Origin of the sequence: Streptomyces sp. NBC_01017, from assembly GCF_045162795.1 — a bacterium.
Lineage (GTDB): Bacteria > Actinomycetota > Actinomycetes > Streptomycetales > Streptomycetaceae > Streptomyces > Streptomyces machairae.
Genome location: NZ_CP108683.1, coordinates 6,136,153 through 6,151,925 on the forward strand (window position 1 = coordinate 6,136,153; position 15,773 = coordinate 6,151,925).

Annotated in this window: 12 protein-coding genes; 5 read left to right on the top strand and 7 right to left on the bottom strand. The window is 71.4% G+C overall.

The features are described from left to right. Positions 1-79: 79 nt before the first annotated feature. The 3 genes from OG331_RS28220 to OG331_RS28230 all read left to right on the top strand — a co-directional run bounded on the left by OG331_RS28220 (position 80) and on the right by OG331_RS28230 (position 3,302). On the top strand, positions 80-991 hold the full coding sequence (locus OG331_RS28220; protein ID WP_406201159.1) for an SDR family oxidoreductase: 912 nt from the start codon (positions 80-82) through the stop codon (positions 989-991). A 110-nt stretch (positions 992-1,101) separates the two neighbouring features. Next, a complete protein-coding gene (locus OG331_RS28225) occupies positions 1,102-2,253 on the top strand; it encodes an acyl-CoA dehydrogenase family protein (protein WP_406201161.1) in 1,152 nt (383 codons plus the stop codon). Next, positions 2,253-3,302: a Zn-dependent alcohol dehydrogenase gene (locus tag OG331_RS28230; protein WP_406201164.1), complete on the top strand. Its 1,050-nt coding sequence runs from the start codon at positions 2,253-2,255 to the stop codon at positions 3,300-3,302. The genes OG331_RS28225 and OG331_RS28230 overlap by 1 nt, the downstream gene beginning before the upstream one ends. Positions 3,303-3,341: 39 nt before the next feature. On the opposite strand, the gene OG331_RS28235 is transcribed toward OG331_RS28230, so the two are convergent. Next, the gene (locus OG331_RS28235; protein WP_406201167.1) at positions 3,342-4,361 is read right to left on the bottom strand and encodes a GlxA family transcriptional regulator; all 1,020 of its coding nucleotides are present in this window, start codon (positions 4,359-4,361) and stop codon (positions 3,342-3,344) included. Positions 4,362-4,432: 71 nt separating this feature from the next. Here OG331_RS28235 and OG331_RS28240 point away from each other — a divergent pair, with 71 nt between their 5' ends. Beyond that, a complete protein-coding gene (locus OG331_RS28240; RefSeq protein ID WP_406201169.1) occupies positions 4,433-5,740 on the top strand; it encodes an MFS transporter in 1,308 nt (435 codons plus the stop codon). A gap of 103 nt (positions 5,741-5,843) precedes the next feature. Here OG331_RS28240 and OG331_RS28245 read toward each other — a convergent pair whose 3' ends face one another. Next, complete coding sequence (locus OG331_RS28245) at positions 5,844-6,473, bottom strand: flavin reductase family protein (protein WP_406201172.1); 630 nt, start codon at positions 6,471-6,473, stop codon at positions 5,844-5,846. An 82-nt stretch (positions 6,474-6,555) separates the two neighbouring features. Here OG331_RS28245 and OG331_RS28250 point away from each other — a divergent pair, with 82 nt between their 5' ends. Then, positions 6,556-7,506 (top strand): hypothetical protein, encoded by a 951-nt coding sequence (locus OG331_RS28250; RefSeq protein WP_406201175.1) that lies wholly within the window; start codon positions 6,556-6,558, stop codon positions 7,504-7,506. A gap of 8 nt (positions 7,507-7,514) precedes the next feature. On the opposite strand, the gene OG331_RS28255 is transcribed toward OG331_RS28250, so the two are convergent. The 5 genes from OG331_RS28255 to OG331_RS28275 all read right to left on the bottom strand — a co-directional run bounded on the left by OG331_RS28255 (position 7,515) and on the right by OG331_RS28275 (position 15,768). Continuing rightward, positions 7,515-8,336, bottom strand: a complete 822-nt coding sequence (locus OG331_RS28255; RefSeq protein WP_406201177.1) for an enoyl-CoA hydratase/isomerase family protein — start codon at positions 8,334-8,336, stop codon at positions 7,515-7,517. Between the two features lie 70 nt (positions 8,337-8,406). Beyond that, positions 8,407-10,632: an acetate--CoA ligase family protein gene (locus OG331_RS28260; RefSeq protein ID WP_406201179.1), complete on the bottom strand. Its 2,226-nt coding sequence runs from the start codon at positions 10,630-10,632 to the stop codon at positions 8,407-8,409. Between the two features lie 145 nt (positions 10,633-10,777). Further along, positions 10,778-12,187 (bottom strand): flavin monoamine oxidase family protein, encoded by a 1,410-nt coding sequence (locus tag OG331_RS28265; RefSeq protein ID WP_406210324.1) that lies wholly within the window; start codon positions 12,185-12,187, stop codon positions 10,778-10,780. 389 nt (positions 12,188-12,576) lie between these two features. After that, on the bottom strand, positions 12,577-13,782 hold the full coding sequence (locus OG331_RS28270) for a flavin-containing monooxygenase (RefSeq protein ID WP_406201181.1): 1,206 nt from the start codon (positions 13,780-13,782) through the stop codon (positions 12,577-12,579). 333 nt (positions 13,783-14,115) lie between these two features. Continuing rightward, positions 14,116-15,768, bottom strand: a complete 1,653-nt coding sequence (locus tag OG331_RS28275) for a subtype B tannase (protein WP_406201184.1) — start codon at positions 15,766-15,768, stop codon at positions 14,116-14,118. Positions 15,769-15,773 lie beyond the last annotated feature (5 nt).

The window sequence follows — 15,773 nt, forward strand, 5'->3', positions numbered from 1 at the left end:
TTGTCTCCGTGTATCTGACGGGTCGTAGAATCAAGTCGAATCTAACGGACCGTCAGAAACTGCGGGAAGGGGCCGGGGCATGGGGAACTTCTTGGCAGGCAAGGTCGTCGCCGTCACGGGCGCCGGGCGTGGCATCGGCCGGGCGGTCGCCGTCGCGGCTGCCGCCCAGGGCGCGCGGGTCGTCATCAACGACTACGGGGTGTCCGTGGAGGGCGGCTCACCCACGAGCGAGGTCGCCGAGGCCGTGGTCAAGGAGATCGAGGCGACGGGCGGGGAGGCGGTCGCCGTCGTCGACGACATCTCCACGATGGCGGGCGGGCAGCGGCTGGTCGACGTCGCGCTGTCGTCGTACGGACGCCTCGACGGGGTCGTCTGTGTCGCCGGGATCCTGCGCGAACGGATGCTGTTCAACATGACCGAGGAGGAGTGGGATCCGGTGATCGCCACTCATCTGAAGGGGACGTTCACGGTGTTCCGGGCCGCCTCGGCGGTCATGCGCAAGCAGCGGGCCGGGACCCTGATCGGGTTCACCAGCGGGAACCATCAGGGATCGGTGTCGCAGGCCAACTACAGCGCGGCGAAGGGCGGGATCATCTCGCTGGTGCGGAGCGCTGCGCTGGGACTGCACCGGTATGGGGTGACCGCCAATGCGGTGGCGCCGGTGGCTCGTACGCGGATGTCGGCGGGCGTTCCCATGGAGCTGGCGGAGATCGGGGAGCCGGAGGATGTGGCGGCCCTGGTGGTCTACCTGCTGTCGGACGCGGCTCGGGAGCACGGGGTGACCGGGCAGGTCTACACGGTCGCCGGGCCGAAGATCGCGGTGTGGGCGCAGCCGCGGGAGCTGCGGGCCGCGTATGCCGACGGGTCTTGGACGCCGGAACGGATTGCCGAGTGCCTGCCGGGATCGGTGGGGGTGGACCCGATGCCGATGCTGGAGCGGGTGGAGGCGATGGCTCGGGCGGCGGCGGAGGGGGCGCGGCCCAACGCCTGAGAGTTCGAGGGCGAAAGCTGGCGCCCACGCGGCGGAGACGCGTATCGATACAGCCCCGCGCCCCCAGAGGAAGGGCGTTGTTCCTGGCCGGAAACTACAAGGAGACCCCTATGGACTTCGGGTTCGCGGCGGAGGACGAAGCGTTTCGTGCGGAAGCGCGGGCGTGGCTCGATGAATACGCCAAGGACGCTCAGGATCGCCGTGGTTGGGAGCGCGTGCTCGGCAAAGCCGGGTGGATAGGGCTCGGTTGGGACGAGGGCGGATACGGCAACCGGAGCGCCACCCTCACCCAGCAGGTCGTCTGGGCCGAGGAGTACGCGCGGTCGGGTGCGCCGGCGCGGTCCGGGCACATCGGGGAGAAGCTTCTCGCGCCCACTCTTGTCGCGCACGGGACCGAGGCGCAGAAGGGGCGTTTCCTGCCGGCCATCGCGGCCGGGGACGAGTTGTGGTGTCAGGGGTACAGCGAACCCGGCGCCGGGTCGGATCTCGCGGGGATTCGGACCAAGGCCGAGCTCGGGTCGGACGGGGTGTACCGGGTCACCGGGCAGAAGATCTGGACGTCTCTCGCCCACGAGGCCGACTGGTGCTTCGTACTCGCCCGCACGGACCCCGAGTCGAGCCGGCATCGCGGGCTGACTTTCCTGCTCGTGCCCATGGACCAGCCGGGGCGCATGGAGGTGCGGCCCATTAGGCAGCTGACGGGGACCAGCGACTTCAATGAGGTGTTCTTCGACGGGGCACACGCGCGCGTGGAGCATGTCGTCGGGGGCGAGGGCGGTGGCTGGCAGGTCGCGATGAGTCTGCTCGGATTCGAGCGGGGCGTGTCGACGCTGGCCCAGCAGGTCGGGTTCGCCGAGGAGCTGGGGCAGGTGGTGCGGGCCGCCGTGGAGTCGGGGGCGGTCGAGGACCCCGTGGTGCGTGAGCGGCTTGTGCGGCAGTGGGCCGAGCTGCGGGTGATGCGGTGGAACGCCTTGCGCACACTGGGGCGGTCCGGGGACGCGGGGGCGCCCAGCGTGGCCAAGCTGTTGTGGGGTGGCTGGCATCAGCGGCTCGGGGAGCTGGCGGTGCTGGTGCGGGGCGCGGCTGCCGGGGTCGGGCCCGGGGAGTGGTCGCCCTCGGCGCCGTATGAACTCGACGAGGCGCAGCAGCTGTTCCTCTTCTCCCGGGCCGACACCATCTACGGCGGGTCCGATCAGGTTCAGCGCACGATCATCGCCGAGCGGGTGCTCGGTCTGCCCAGGGAGCCCAAGGGGGTCGTTTGATGCGCGGTGTGCTGTTCGACGGCAAGCAGGTGCAGGTCGTGGACGATCTGGAGGTGCGGGAACCCGGGCCCGGCGAGGTGCTGGTCGCGATCTCGGCGGCAGGACTGTGCCACAGCGATCTGTCTGTGGTGGACGGGACCATACCCTTCCCGGTTCCTGTGGTTCTGGGCCATGAGGGCGCGGGAGTCGTGGAAGCGGTGGGTGTGGGCGTCACCCATGTCGAGCCCGGGGATCATGTGGCTCTGTCCACGCTCGCCAACTGCGGTACGTGCGCGGAGTGCGACCGGGGGCGGCCGACGATGTGCCGGCAGGCGATCGGGCGGCCGGGGCGGCCGTTCCGGCGGGGTGAGCAGGCGGTGTTCCAGTTCGCGTCCAACTCCGCCTTCGCGGAACGGACCGTGGTGAAGGCCGTGCAGGTGGTCCGTATCCCGAAGGACATCCCCATGCCCTCGGCCGCGCTCATCGGGTGCGGGGTGCTGACGGGCGTGGGCGCCGTGCTCAACCGGGCGAAGGTGGACCGCGGGGACAGCGTGGTCGTGATCGGCACCGGCGGTATCGGCCTCAACGTTCTTCAGGGTGCGCGGCTCGCGGGTGCGCTGCGGATCGTCGCCGTGGACGCGAATCCGGCGAAGGAGGCGGTGGCGCGGCAGTTCGGGGCGACCGACTTTCTGACCTCGACCGAGGGCGTGCGGGAACTGCTGCCGACGGGGGCGGACCATGCCTTCGAGTGCGTGGGGCGGGTGGAGCTCGTCCGGCAGGCCGTCGACCTGCTCGACCGGCACGGGCAGGCGATTCTCCTGGGAGTTCCGCCGGCCGGCGCCGAGGCCTCCTTCGTCGTGTCCTCCATGTACCTCGACAAGTCCATCCTGGGCTGCCGGTACGGCTCGTCCAGGCCGCAGCGGGACATCGCGCTGTACGCCGAGCTGTACCGGGACGGGCGACTGCTGCTGGACGAGCTGGTGACGCAGACGTACCCGGTCGAGGAGTTCGAGAGGGCGGCGGCGGATGCGGAGGCGGGGAAGGTGGCGCGGGGCGTGCTCACGTTCTGAGGTTCGGTTCGTGCGGGGCCGGGTGCCCGGCGGAGCGGCTCAAGTGCCGCTGGTGGCCCGGGCGTCGGTCCGGCTTGTGGTGCGGAAGGTGCGGCGATAGTTGGTGGGTGTGACGCCGAGCGCCGTCTGCAGGTGCTGGCGCATCGACTGGGCCGTGCCGAAGCCGGCGTCGGCGGCCACCTGGTCGACCGAGAGGTCGGTGGACTCCAGGAGATGCCGGGCACGTTCGACGCGCTGCTGGGTGAGCCACTGGCCCGGGCTGACGCCGGCCTCCTCGCGGAAGCGGCGCGTGAAGGTCCGTACCGACATGGACTCCTGCTCGGCCATGTCCCGCAGCTGGATCGGCTCGTGGAGGCGGCCCAGCGCCCACGCGCGGGCGCTGGTCGTGGACGCCTGCTGCGGGTCGGGGACCGGGCGGTGGATGTACTGGGCCTGGCCGCCGTCCCGATGCGGCGGTACGACCGTGCGGCGGGCGACTTCATTGGCGATCGCCGTGCCGTGGTCGCGGCGGACCATGTGCAGGCACAGGTCGATCCCGGCCGCGACGCCGGCCGAGGTCAGCACGTCGCCCTCGTCGATGAACAGGACGTCCGCGTCGACCTTGATCCTCGGGAACAGCCGCTGGAAGCGCTCGGCGTCGGCCCAGTGCGTGGTGGCCGGGCGGCCGTCGAGGAGCCCGGCGGCGGCGAGGACGTAGACGCCGGTGCAGATGGAGGCGAGCCGGGTGCCGGGGCGGATGTGGGCGAGCGCGGCGGCCAGCTCGCCGGTCAGGACGCCCTCCTCGAAGACCGGGCCGAGCTCGTACGACGCCGGGATGATCACGGTGTCGGCGGTGGCCAGCGTCTCCGGGCCGCTGCCCACCTGGATGTCGAAGTCGGCGTCCGTCCTGACGGGGCCGGGCGGCCGGATCGAGCAGGTGACGACCTCGTACAGATGCCGTCCCTCGGCGTCCTTGGGGCGGCCGAAGATGCGGTGCGGGATGCCCAGCTCGAAGGGGAGCAGCCCGTCCAGGGCGAGGACGGCCACGCGATGCGGTCGGAACTCCGGCTCACGGCTCATGGCCCGATCCTAGCGAATGCTGTCCTTCGGGCCAATGGATCCGCGGCGGCGCAGGCCCGAAGCTCTTTGTCGTGACGCAGACAACCGAGGCCGCCGCCGTCGACCAGTCCCCGCCGAGGCCCCGTCGTGGCCGTGTCCACCGCGCCTGGTTCGTCGCCGCCGTCGCCTTCGTGACGATCATCGGCGCCGCCGCCTTCCGCTCCGTGCCGGGGCTGCTCATCGACCCGCTGCACGACGAGTTCGGCTGGTCACGCGGCACGATCGGAGCCGCGGTCTCCATCAACCTGGCCCTGTACGGCCTGACCGCCCCCTTCGCCGCGGCCCTGATGGACCGCTTCGGCATCCGGCGCGTGGTCGCGGTGGCACTCACCATGATCGCGATCGGCTCGGGCCTGACGGTGTGGATGACGGCAGCCTGGCAACTGCTGCTGTGCTGGGGTCTGCTGGTGGGCCTCGGCACCGGTTCGATGGCGCTGGCCTTCGCCGCGACGGTCACCAACCGCTGGTTCACCGAGCGCCGCGGTCTGGTCACCGGCATCCTCACCGCCGCGTCTGCCTCCGGCCAGCTGATCTTCCTCCCTGTGCTGGCCCTGATGGTCGAGGCGGGCAACTGGCGCCCGGCCGCCGTCACCGTCGCCCTCGCGGCCCTCGCGGTGGTGCCCTTCGTCTGGCTGCTGCTGCGCGACCACCCGGCCGACGTCGGCGTGAAGCCGTACGGCGCGAAGGAGTTCGTGCCCAAGCCGCCCCCCGCCCGGGGCGCCGCGCGCCGGGCGGTGACGGTGCTCTTCTCGGCTGCCCGCACCGGCCCCTTCTGGCTGCTCGCCGGCACCTTCGCGATCTGCGGTGCCTCCACCAACGGCCTCATCCAGACCCACTTCGTGCCCGCCGCCCACGATCACGGCATGCCCGTCCCGGCGGCTGCCTCGCTGCTCGCGGTCATCGGCGTGTTCGACGTGGTCGGCACGATCGCCTCCGGCTGGCTCACCGACCGCTTCGAGTCACGCCGACTGCTGGCGGTCTACTACGCCCTGCGCGGCATCTCACTGCTGTTCCTGCCGATGCTGCTTGCCTCCACGGTCCACCCGTCGATGCTCTTCTTCATCGTCTTCTACGGCCTCGACTGGGTCGCCACCGTCCCGCCCACCGTCGCCCTGTGCCGGGAGCACTACGGCGAGGACAGCGCCATCGTCTTCGGCTGGGTCCTCGCCTCCCACCAGGTCGGGGCCGCGCTGGTGGCCTTCCTCGGCGGGGTCGCGCGGGATGTCTTCGGGACGTACGACATGGTCTGGTACGCCTCGGGCGCGCTGTGCGCGGCGGCGGCGCTGATGGCGCTGGTGATCCGGCGACAGCCGGCCCCGCCGGTGGTGGCGGTGGCGTGACGGCCTCGCCGGGGGCGGCCGAGGCCTGACGGCTGGATCGGCCGGCGGTGCGGCGCAGGCGGCGCGGCGGCAGGCGGTGTGGATCGGCGGTCCGGCGGGCTGCCTAGAGGAACCGCCCCTTGTGGAACAGCAGCGGTGCCTCGTCGCCCTCGCTCGCCCCCAGGGCGTCCACCCGTCCTACGACGATGAGGTGGTCGCCGCCCGTGTGCACCGCGTGGATCGTGCAGTCGATCCACGCGAGCGTGCCCGCAAGGCGGGGCGAGCCGGACACGGGGGCCGCGTCGTACGTGACCCCAGCGAACTTGTCCGCGCCGCTCATCGCGAAGGCGCGGCACAACTCGCCCTGGCCGGCGCTCAGGACGTTCACGCAGAAGACGCCCGCGCGGGCGATGCGCGGCCACGTCGTCGACGTACGCCCGACCATGAAGGCGACCAGGGGCGGGTCGAGGGAGAGGGAGGAGAAGGACTGGCAGGCGAAACCGGCGGGGGCCGCGCCCTGAGGGGCATCGGCGGTGGCTTGTGGATCGGTGGCGGTGGCGGTGGCAGGTGCCGTGACAACGGCCACCCCCGACGCGAAGTTCCCGAGCACTCGCCGGAACTCCGCCTGCGGGACCGGCGCCCGTTCGTCCTCGCCGACACAGCGCAGCGCCGGGCGCGGCAGCGCCGCCACGGGCGGGGCGTCGGCCGACCGGAGGTAGCGGACGGCGGCGGCGGCCATTCCTGCGTGTCCCATCACGACATCCATTGAAGCTGACGGAGTGTCAGATTGGAAGGGCTGTGCGAAGGCGCACGCGTACCGTGCGTACGCTGCGCGTATGGGGTGGGAAAACAGAGCCGATGACGATCCGGAGGGTGACAGACCCGGCGATGTGGTCCGGTCGTTGGCCGAACTGAACGCTGCTGCCGCGGTGTGTGCTGCTCAGTTTCCGACGATCGGCCTCATCTGGTGGGGCTGGGCCGGGGCGCAGCAGGGCGACGACTACGGCGGCTCGTTCAGCTTCCTCTATGTTCTGGTCGTGGCCGTCGCGGTCCTCGTGACGCCGCTGGTGATGCCGTTCGTCGGCATGGCGCACGCGGTCGCTCACATCGTGCCCGCGGGCCATCTCGCCCGCGTCACCGCTCGCCGCGTACGCGGGCCCGCATGGGCCTGGCATCTGGTGTACGCCGTGGCGCTCGCGGTCGTCTGGGCGGCAGTCACCGCCCTGCTGTGGAGCCGGCCGTTCCTCATCACGGCCACTCTCCTCGCTGCCCTCGGCGTGCTGCCGGTGCTCGGCCTCGGACACTTCCGCAGACGCGCGCGGGTCACGGGGCGCCCGCAGGGATTCTGGGCCGTGTGGCTCCCCTCGCTGTTCGCCTCCGTGACCCTCTTCCTGCTGGTGTTCGTCGGCGGACTACTGGCCACCGTCGTGGGGCTCGTCGGGTACCAGGCACCTGCCCTGTCCGCCGGTCAGCTCACCGGGGTCTGGCGCGGCGCGGACGGAGCCGCACTGCGGCTGGAACCCGGCGGCAAGGCCGAGCTCACCGAGCTGCCCACCGAGTCCGAGTCCGGTGACTGGTTCGCCGACCCGCCCTACACCGTGTGCGAGGGCACCGGTAACTGGTCGACAGGCAGGGTCGGTGACCGTGACGCCGTAGTCGTACGACTCGACAGCGGATGCGGGCGGCAGACGTACTGGAGGATCGGCGGCACAAAGAGCACCCCCGAGCTCTTCGCCCGGTTCGGCGACCCGGATGACAGTTGGGTGTGGATCCTGGTGCGGGGCTGAGTCCGGACTCAACGCCCCCGGTACTCGGCGCTCCTGCGCTCCACGAAGCTCGCCACCCCCTCCCGGGCGTCCTCCGTCGTCATGTTGATCTCCTGCGCGGCAGCCTCCGCCGCGAAGGCGGTGGTGCGGTCGGAGTCGAGGGAGGCGTTGACGAGCTGTTTGGTGAGGGCGAGGGCGCGGGTCGGGCCGGTGGCGAGGCGGGCCGCCCACTCCCTGGCCGTCTTGTCCAGCTCCCCGTCGGGCACGACCCGGTTGACGAGCCCGAGCCGCTCCGCGTCGGCGGCGGTGAGCGCGTCGCCGAAGAACATCAGCTCCTTCGCCCGCTGGGGGCCGACGAGACGGGGGAGGAGATAGGCGCCACCGCCGTCGGGGACGAGGCCGCGTCGTACGAACACCTCGATGAACTTGGCGGATTCGACGGCCAGTACGAGGTCGCAGGCGAACGCGAGGTGCGCTCCGAGGCCGGCCGCCGTGCCGTTCACCGCCGCGATCACCGGCTTCTCGCAGTCGAGTACGGCCGAGATCAGCCGCTGGGCGCCCAGGCGGATCGTGCGGGCGACATCGCCGGGGACCCGCTCGCCGGCCGCCGACCCGCCCCGCAGGTCGGCGCCGGCGCAGAAGCCTCGGCCCGTTCCGGTGAGTACGACGGCCCGTACGCCGGGGTCCGCGGAGGCGTCGGTGAGCAGTTCGATGATGTGTTCTCGCTGGTCAGGAGTGATGGCGTTGAGGGTTTCGGGGCGGTTGAGGGTGATGCGGCAGACCTGGTTGTCAGTGGCGTGCTGTACCAATGAATCGACGGAATTTCCGGGCACACGGGGGGAATCGGGCATGTCCATCTCAGCGTCGGTATGCGCGCGGTCGGCATTCCTGCCGTCGGTATCCCTGCGGTCGGCACCCATGTCAGCGGCACACCACCAACGCGTCCAGCGCCACCGCGCCCTGCCCCCTGGGCAGCACCATCAGCGGATTGATGTCGAGCTCCGCCAGGTTGTCCCCGAGCTCCAGCGCCATGCGCTGCACACGCAGGACGACTTCCACGAGCGCGTCGAGGTCCGCCGGGGGCCGCCCTCTGACCCCGTCGAGGAGGGCCCGCCCGCGCAATTCGGCGCACATGTCCCGGGCCTGCTCCTCCCCGAAGGGCGGCACACGCACGGCGGTGTCGCCGAGTACCTCCACGAGCACCCCGCCGAGCCCGACCGTCACGGTCGGTCCGAACAGGTCGTCGTGCGTGGCGCCCACGACCATCTCGACGCCCCGCTCGACCATCTGGCAGACCAGGACACCGTCCAGGGAGACGTCCTCGTAGCGGGCGATGTCGGTCAACTCGCGGTAGGCGTCCCGGACCTGGCTGGCGGAGGTCAGTCCGATCTTGACGAGGCCGAGCTCGGTCTTGTGGGCGATCCGCGCGCCGGACGCCTTCATCACCACCGGGTAGCCCACCAGCCCCGCGGCCCGTACGGCAGCCGCCGCGCTGGTCACCAACTGCTCGCGCGGGACACGGATCCCGTACGCCCGCAGCAGCTGCTTCGCCGCATGCTCGCTCAGCTGCTCGCCCGGACGTATCAGTGCCTGCGCCTTGCGGAAGGACGGCGAGGGCGTGCGCGGGGCCTCGTCGAAGGGGGAGCGGTAGCCGGCGACGAAGCGGTGGTGGTCGAGGTAGGCGCGGACGGCGGTGATGCAGTTCGCCACCGTCCGGAAGGTGGCCACGCGCGAGGAGCCGAGCAGCACGTCTCGGTACGCCGGCTCGGTGCCGACCGGCGACCCCCACACCACGCACACTAGCTTGTCCGTCCGCTCGGCGGCGTCCACCAGGTCCTGGACGAGCCGGTCGCTGAGGGGCGGGAAGGGCCCGGTGACCGGGCAGATCAGGACGCCGACCTGCGGGTCGTCGAGGATCGCGTCGATGATCTTCCGGCCGCGCCAGTCCCCGACCGGGTGCCCGCCGTTGTCGACCGGGTTGGCCACGCTCAGATACTCGGGTATCCACTGGTGCAGCTCGGCCTGCCTGGCTTCCGACAGCACCGGCAGGGGCAGCCCCGCCTCGGTCGCCAGGTCGGCGAAGTGCGCGCCCGTGCCGCCCGAGATCGAATAGACGACGACGCCGTCGGCGCGGGGCGGCCGGGCACGGGCCAACAGGGTCGCGGTGTCCTGGAGTTCGTCCAGACCGTCGACGCGGATCACCCCGTACTGCCGCATCGCCGCGTCCACCACCGTGTCCGCGCCGGTCAGCTTGCCGGTGTGTGAGGCGGCCGTGCGGGCGCCGGTCTCGGTGCGGCCCACCTTCACGGCGACGACGGGCACCTTGCGGCGGGCGGCGCGATCGGCGGCGAGGAGGAAGGAGCGGCCGTCCTTGAGGCCCTCGACGTAGCAGGCGATGGCGCCCACGTCGGGCTGCTCGGCGAAGTAGGAGATGAAGTCGGCGGTCTCCAGGTCGGCCTCGTTGCCTGTGGGTGCCCAGTGGGTCAGACGGATGCCGAGCTCCTGGAGGGCGAAGACGGGGCGGCCCTGGTGGCCGGACTGGGTGATCAGGGCGATCGCGGGACCGTCCAGGTCGTCCCGGAACCGCTCGAAGGCGTTGAGGTTGGTGTTGGGACCCAGCAGCCGCATGCCGGACCGTTCGACGGCAGCGGTGAGCCGGTCCTGTGCGGCGGCGCCCTCCTCGCCGGTCTCCGCGAACCCGGAGGCGAAGACGACGGCGAACTTCACCTTGGCCTCGGCCAGTTCCTCGACCACCGGAAGGGGGTCGGCGACCAGCAGCACGGCGAGATCGATCTGCTCGGGCAGGTCGGCGACGGAAGGGAAGCAGGGGATGCCGAAGACCGAAGGACGGTTCGGATGCACCGGATGGAGCCGGGCGCCGACCCGTTCGGACCAGGCGATCAGCTGGCGGGTGACACCGGTGTTCGGCCGGCCGTCGGCGTCCGAGGCGCCGATCACGGCGACCGACTCCGGCCGGAAGAAGCGGCCCAGATCGGGCACGTCGCAGTACAGCGGACGACCGCTGACGTCGAGATCGTCGACCTCGGCCGGCCGGCCGTGGACGGCGGGCCCGGGTTGCTCGCCACAGGCGATGACCCGGGCCCGGCGGGAGTCGGTGGTGAGGGTGCCGTGGGTTGATCCAAGCATCGGTCCGCCCGCTCCTGTGTGACAGCGATTAACTGACGCAGTGTCAGATTAAAGGAACTGACACCATGTCAGGAACGGCTGTGCACGCAAAGTTGGGCGCGATGTCGGCAGGCGATGTCGGAGGCGCCGGTCTGCGGGCCCCCGCTCACAGCACCGCCAGCACCTCCTTCGCCACCCGCTCTCCCGACCGCACCGCCCCGTCCATGAAGCCCATCCAGTGCGTGGAGGTCTCCGTCCCGGCCCAGTGGACACCGCCGACCGGCTCGCGCAGGGCGGGTCCGTACCGGGTCAGGACGCCGGGGGCGGCGATGGAGACGGGGCCGCCGCGGGTGTAGGCCTCGTTGTTCCAGCGTTGCAGCACGAAGGAGGTGGGGGAGGCCGCTTTCTCGCCGAAGTACGTCACGTAGTCCTTCAGCACGGCTGCCCGGACCTCCGCCTCGCTCGCCGCGTCCAGCTTGCGGGCCTCGTCGGCCTCGATGAAGCCCATCAGAGCGCCGTAGGAGGCGTCGGGCGGGGAGTTGTCGAAGGTGGAGCTGATGACGCCGGTGTCGCTGACGACCTGGCCGTTGAAGCCGTCGGCGCGCCAGAAGGGGGTGTCGTAGATCGCGATCGCCTTGCCGACCGAGGCCATCGGCAGGCGCTGGGTGAGCTGGTCGCGGGCGGCGGGGAGAAGGGGCGCGTAGGTGATGCGGGCGGCGAGGGGCGGGGGTACGGCGACGACGACCTTCCTGGCCGTGACGGTGATGCCGTCGGCGGTGACGACGTAACTGCCCCCGGACTTGCTGATCGTGCGCACCGGGGCGCTCAGCACCACCCGGTCCCCGAGGGCGGCGGCGAGTTTGACGGGCACCAGTTGGGAGCCGCCGACGAAGCGCAGTTCCTGGGCGCCGTTCGCGGTCTCGGTGAGGCGTTCCAGGGTGCCGGGGGCGGACGCGTTGCCGGCGGCGGCGATGTAGAAGAGGACGAACAGGAGGGAGAGTTCACGGGGCTCTGCCGAGAAGATCGACGTACAGGCCACGTCGAAGAGGAACTTGGCCGACGGGATGACCGCGTTGGCGCGCAGCCAGGTCTCGAAGGTCTGCCGGTCCCACTCGTCGGCCTTCGCCGCCGTCCAGGGCGCGTCGACCGGGATCTTCTTGGCCAGGTCGTTGAGCGTGGCCTGCACGATCGCGGCGTTGGCGAGGCCGGCCGCGTCGATGGGCGGGACCGCGCCGAGGATGCCGTCGGTGGCGTAGGGGGTCTTCCTGCCGTCCTTGTAGAGGAGGTTGTTGCCGGTGTTGTAGGTGGTGAAGGTCTCCACGCCGAGGGAGTCGGCGAGGGCCTTGATGCGGTCCTGGGTGGGGCCGATGAACTCACCGCCGCCCTCGGTGACGCCGCCGCCCGCCAGGTCGAGCCCCAGCACCCGGCCGCCCACCCGGCCCCGGGCCTCCAGGACGACGACCGACTTGCCGGCCGCCACCAGGTCGCGGGCCGCGGTGAGTCCGGCCAGGCCGGCGCCGACGATCGCGACATCCACGTCGCGGGCGGCCGCGGAGGCGGTACCGGCGCCGGTCACGGTGAGAGTCGCGGCACCGGCTGCGGCGGCCGCGCTGCCGAGGAGGGAACGCCGGGAGAGCTTGGGGGTCTTGGAGGTCTTGGAGGTCTTGGAGGTCTTGGAGGTCTTGGGGGCTGTGCGGGCCTTGGGGGTCGGGGAAGTCCCGGAAGCCCCGGAGGTCCGGGAAGCTCCAGGGGTCCGGGAAACCCGGGGGAGTTGTCTTTCGCTTGCCACGTGCGTCCTCCGTCGTAGCGAGAGGGAGTGGAGCCGGAAAGGTGAACAGGGCTCACATTCTGGCTCCGTGCAGTGGCGCGGTACAGCCCTTGCGTAACTTCTGGCCCTCAAGTAACGCGTGATCTACGCAAGGGAGTTGAGGTGTTCGAGGGAGGAGGAGGCCGGAGGGCCCAGGGTCAGACCGGCAGCCGGGAGACCCGTCGGCCGCCGTCCCTGTCACCGTCAGCGCCGCGGGCGACGGCCTTCGCGATTCTCTGCGCATCGATAGCCATCTCGCGGAGGTTGCCGCTGATGGGGTTGGTGTAGCCGGTGAAGTACAGGCCGGGGGCGTTGGCGGGGGTGCGGGCACCCTGGGCGACCGGTTTGCCGCGGGCGTCGAGGACGTCGAGGTGGCCCACGAGGCCTTCCAGGGCACGGACGTAACCGGTGGCCGCGATGACGGCGTCCGGCGAGACGCGGGTGCCGTCGGCGAGGAGGACCTTCCCGTCCTCGAAGCCGTCGACGGCGGCCACGATCTCGATGCGGCCCTTGCGTACGGCGTCGATGAGGCCGACGTCGAGGACCGGGATCGCGCCTTCCTTGACCCGGCTGTAGAGCCCGGTCTCGGGGCGCGGCAGCCCCTGGGCCGACAGGTCCGGCACGCTCAGCTTCGCCACGGGCCTGGCGAGCCGGTCGACGAGCCCGACCGGCAGCCGCCGTACGAGGATGCTGGTGCGCTGGGCGGGCCACCCGGCGGTGGAGCGGCGCACGATGTGCGGGACCGTACGCACGGCCAGCCGCACCCGCGAGGCGCCGCCTTCCACCAGGTCCACGGCGATCTCGGCACCGGTGTTGCCGATGCCGACGACCAGGACGTCGCGGTCGGCGTAGGGTGCCGGGTTGCGGTACTCGCCGGCGTGCAGGAACTCACCGCTGTAGGTGTCCAGGCCTGGCCAGTCCGGGATGCGCGGGGTGTGATTGTGGCCGGTGGCCACGACGGCGGCGGCGCCGGTCAGTTCACGGCCGCCGGTGGCGTGCAGCAGCCAGCCGGAGCCGTCGGGGGCGGGCTCGACGCGGGAGACCTCGACGCCGGTGACGATCTCCAGGTCGTGGAACTCCGCGTACTTCTCCAGGTAGCGCGACACGTCGTCCCGGGCCACCCAACGCCCGAACCGACGCGGCATCGGCAGCCCGGGCAGGCCCGACAGCCGTCGGGTGGTGTGCAGATGGAGCCGGTCGTAGTGGCGCCGCCAGGAGGCGCCGGCCCGGTCCGACTTCTCCAGCACCACCGCACGCAGTCCCCGGGCGCGCAGCGCGTGCGCGACGGAGAGTCCGCCGGGGCCGCCGCCGATGACGTAGACGGGGCGGTCCGTGGGGGTCGGGGACGCTATGGAGTCGGCCATGTTCGCGAGCGTAATCACGCAGCCGGTTGATGGGTCTCGGTCAAGACCGGAATTGGTTGCGGATCGATCACGGCTGTAGGAGGGGTGGGTGGGATCTGTGGCGTAGGTCTCCTGGTTGTGAGGGTGGGGTGGGGGTGGGGATGGCGTGACAGGACGGATGGTGTGACAGGACGCCGAGCCCCCACAGGCATGGCGGGACTCGGCGTCCTGGGGCGGTGGCCGAGTCATGACGGGAGACCGGTACCGCGTCCTGAGGGACCGGTTGCCCGGCCTCGAAAGGGCTGCTCGAAAGGGCTGGCTGAGAGGGCTGCCCGAGGGGGCTGCTTCAGCGGGCTACCCGGCGGACCCGGACCGCGTGCCCTTGTAGCCGCTGATCCCGGCGATCCACTCGATGAAGTCGCCCGGGTCCGAGTTGGCGCCGTGGCCCTCGTCCCAGTAGTAGAGGTGGCTTACGTCGTCGCCGAGGGTGTGGGCGGCGGCGGCGAGGTTGGCGGAGACGGTGTGGGAGGTGTCGGAGTCGTTGGTGCCGAGGCGGATCCACCAGTGCTTGGTGCGGTGCGGGTTGGGCTTCGCGACCAGGAAGGGCATCGGGTTCATCAGCCGCAGCGTGTCGGGGATGTCGCTCGGCACCCGCTTGCTGTTCAGGCCCGTGGTGTCGTTCTGGGCGCCGTAGGCGGTGAAGTGGCGGGCCTGGGTGGTGCCGAGGCCGAACAGGTTGTTCTCGCCCGTCGACAGGTCGAAGGCGTCGAAGGACGGCGCGGCCTTCTTGCGGGCGCCGACGTGCGTGAGGAAGTCGGCCCAGGAGAAGGCCGCCTTGCCGCCGGACCAGGTGATGAAGGTGTTGGAGGCGAGGTAGGACTCGCGGTCCGCCTTCGACAGGGCCGTCAGGTACCTGGTCGCCGACGGCTCCAGGTACTGCTTGACCAGGTACTCGTCGTAATTGCGGGCGGTGAGCGTGCCGAAGCCGCCGAGGCCCCTCAGCTTCAGCGACGCCTGGTACTCGGCGAACTGCGACTGCAGCTCCTTCGACACCGTCTGGTCGACCTTGGCGCCGGAACTCGTCGCGTTGGAGCCCCAGTTCCACTCGTAGGCGCCGTCGGCGTGCTCCAGGTCGGTGATCGGGCACCAGGCGCCGGTCGCGAAGATGGCGTCGCTCGCGTCGGCCGCGCCGATCGCCTTGAGGTGCCTGTCGTAGAGCGGGCTGTCGCCGGACGCGCCGAGCAGGGAGGACAGGGCGCCGCCCGCGCTGGTGCCGGAGGAGACGATGCGGTCGACGTTGCCGGGTATGCGGCCCTCGTTGAACCGCACGTAGCGGACGGCGGCCTTGAGGTCGACGATCGCCGCGGGGGCGACGCCGTAGTACTCGCCGGCGGAGTTCTTGAGCGTACGGCCGCGGGCGCCGGGCTCGACGACGACGTAACCGGCCGCGAGCGCCAGCTTGGGGAGGCTGACCATTGCGCCCTGGGCGTTCACCATGCCGTTGCCGCCGGAGGCGACCTCGCCCGCGGCCGATGTGGAGGCCGGTGACGTGGAGGCGCTCGGCGACGCGGAGGCGTTCGGCGCGCCCCCACCCGGCGCCCCGGTCGTTCCGCCGCCGCCCACGCCCGTCGCGTCCGCGACCGACGACGGCATGTAGCCGCCGACCGAGTTGGCGAACAGGACCGGGGCGTGCGTGGCGTCGACGGCCGTACCGTCGATCTTCACGGGGACGCTCACGTTCAGGCTCTGGTACTTCTCGTCGACCGGCTTCGCGACGTAGGTGATGGCCTTGTAGAAGCGGTACTCCACCTCGTGGTCGGCCCCGTCGGCGTCCGTGATGGTCGTCGTCAGGGTCGAGTAGGCGTCCTTGTCGAAGACCAGGGCGTGGGACGAGGACGACCCGGAGGACGACCCGGAGGATCCCGACGCGCTCGACCCGCTCGACGCCTGCGCGGTCAGGGCGATGCCCCCGGCCGCCGCGATCCCTGCGGTCGCCCCGATCCCCATGACCA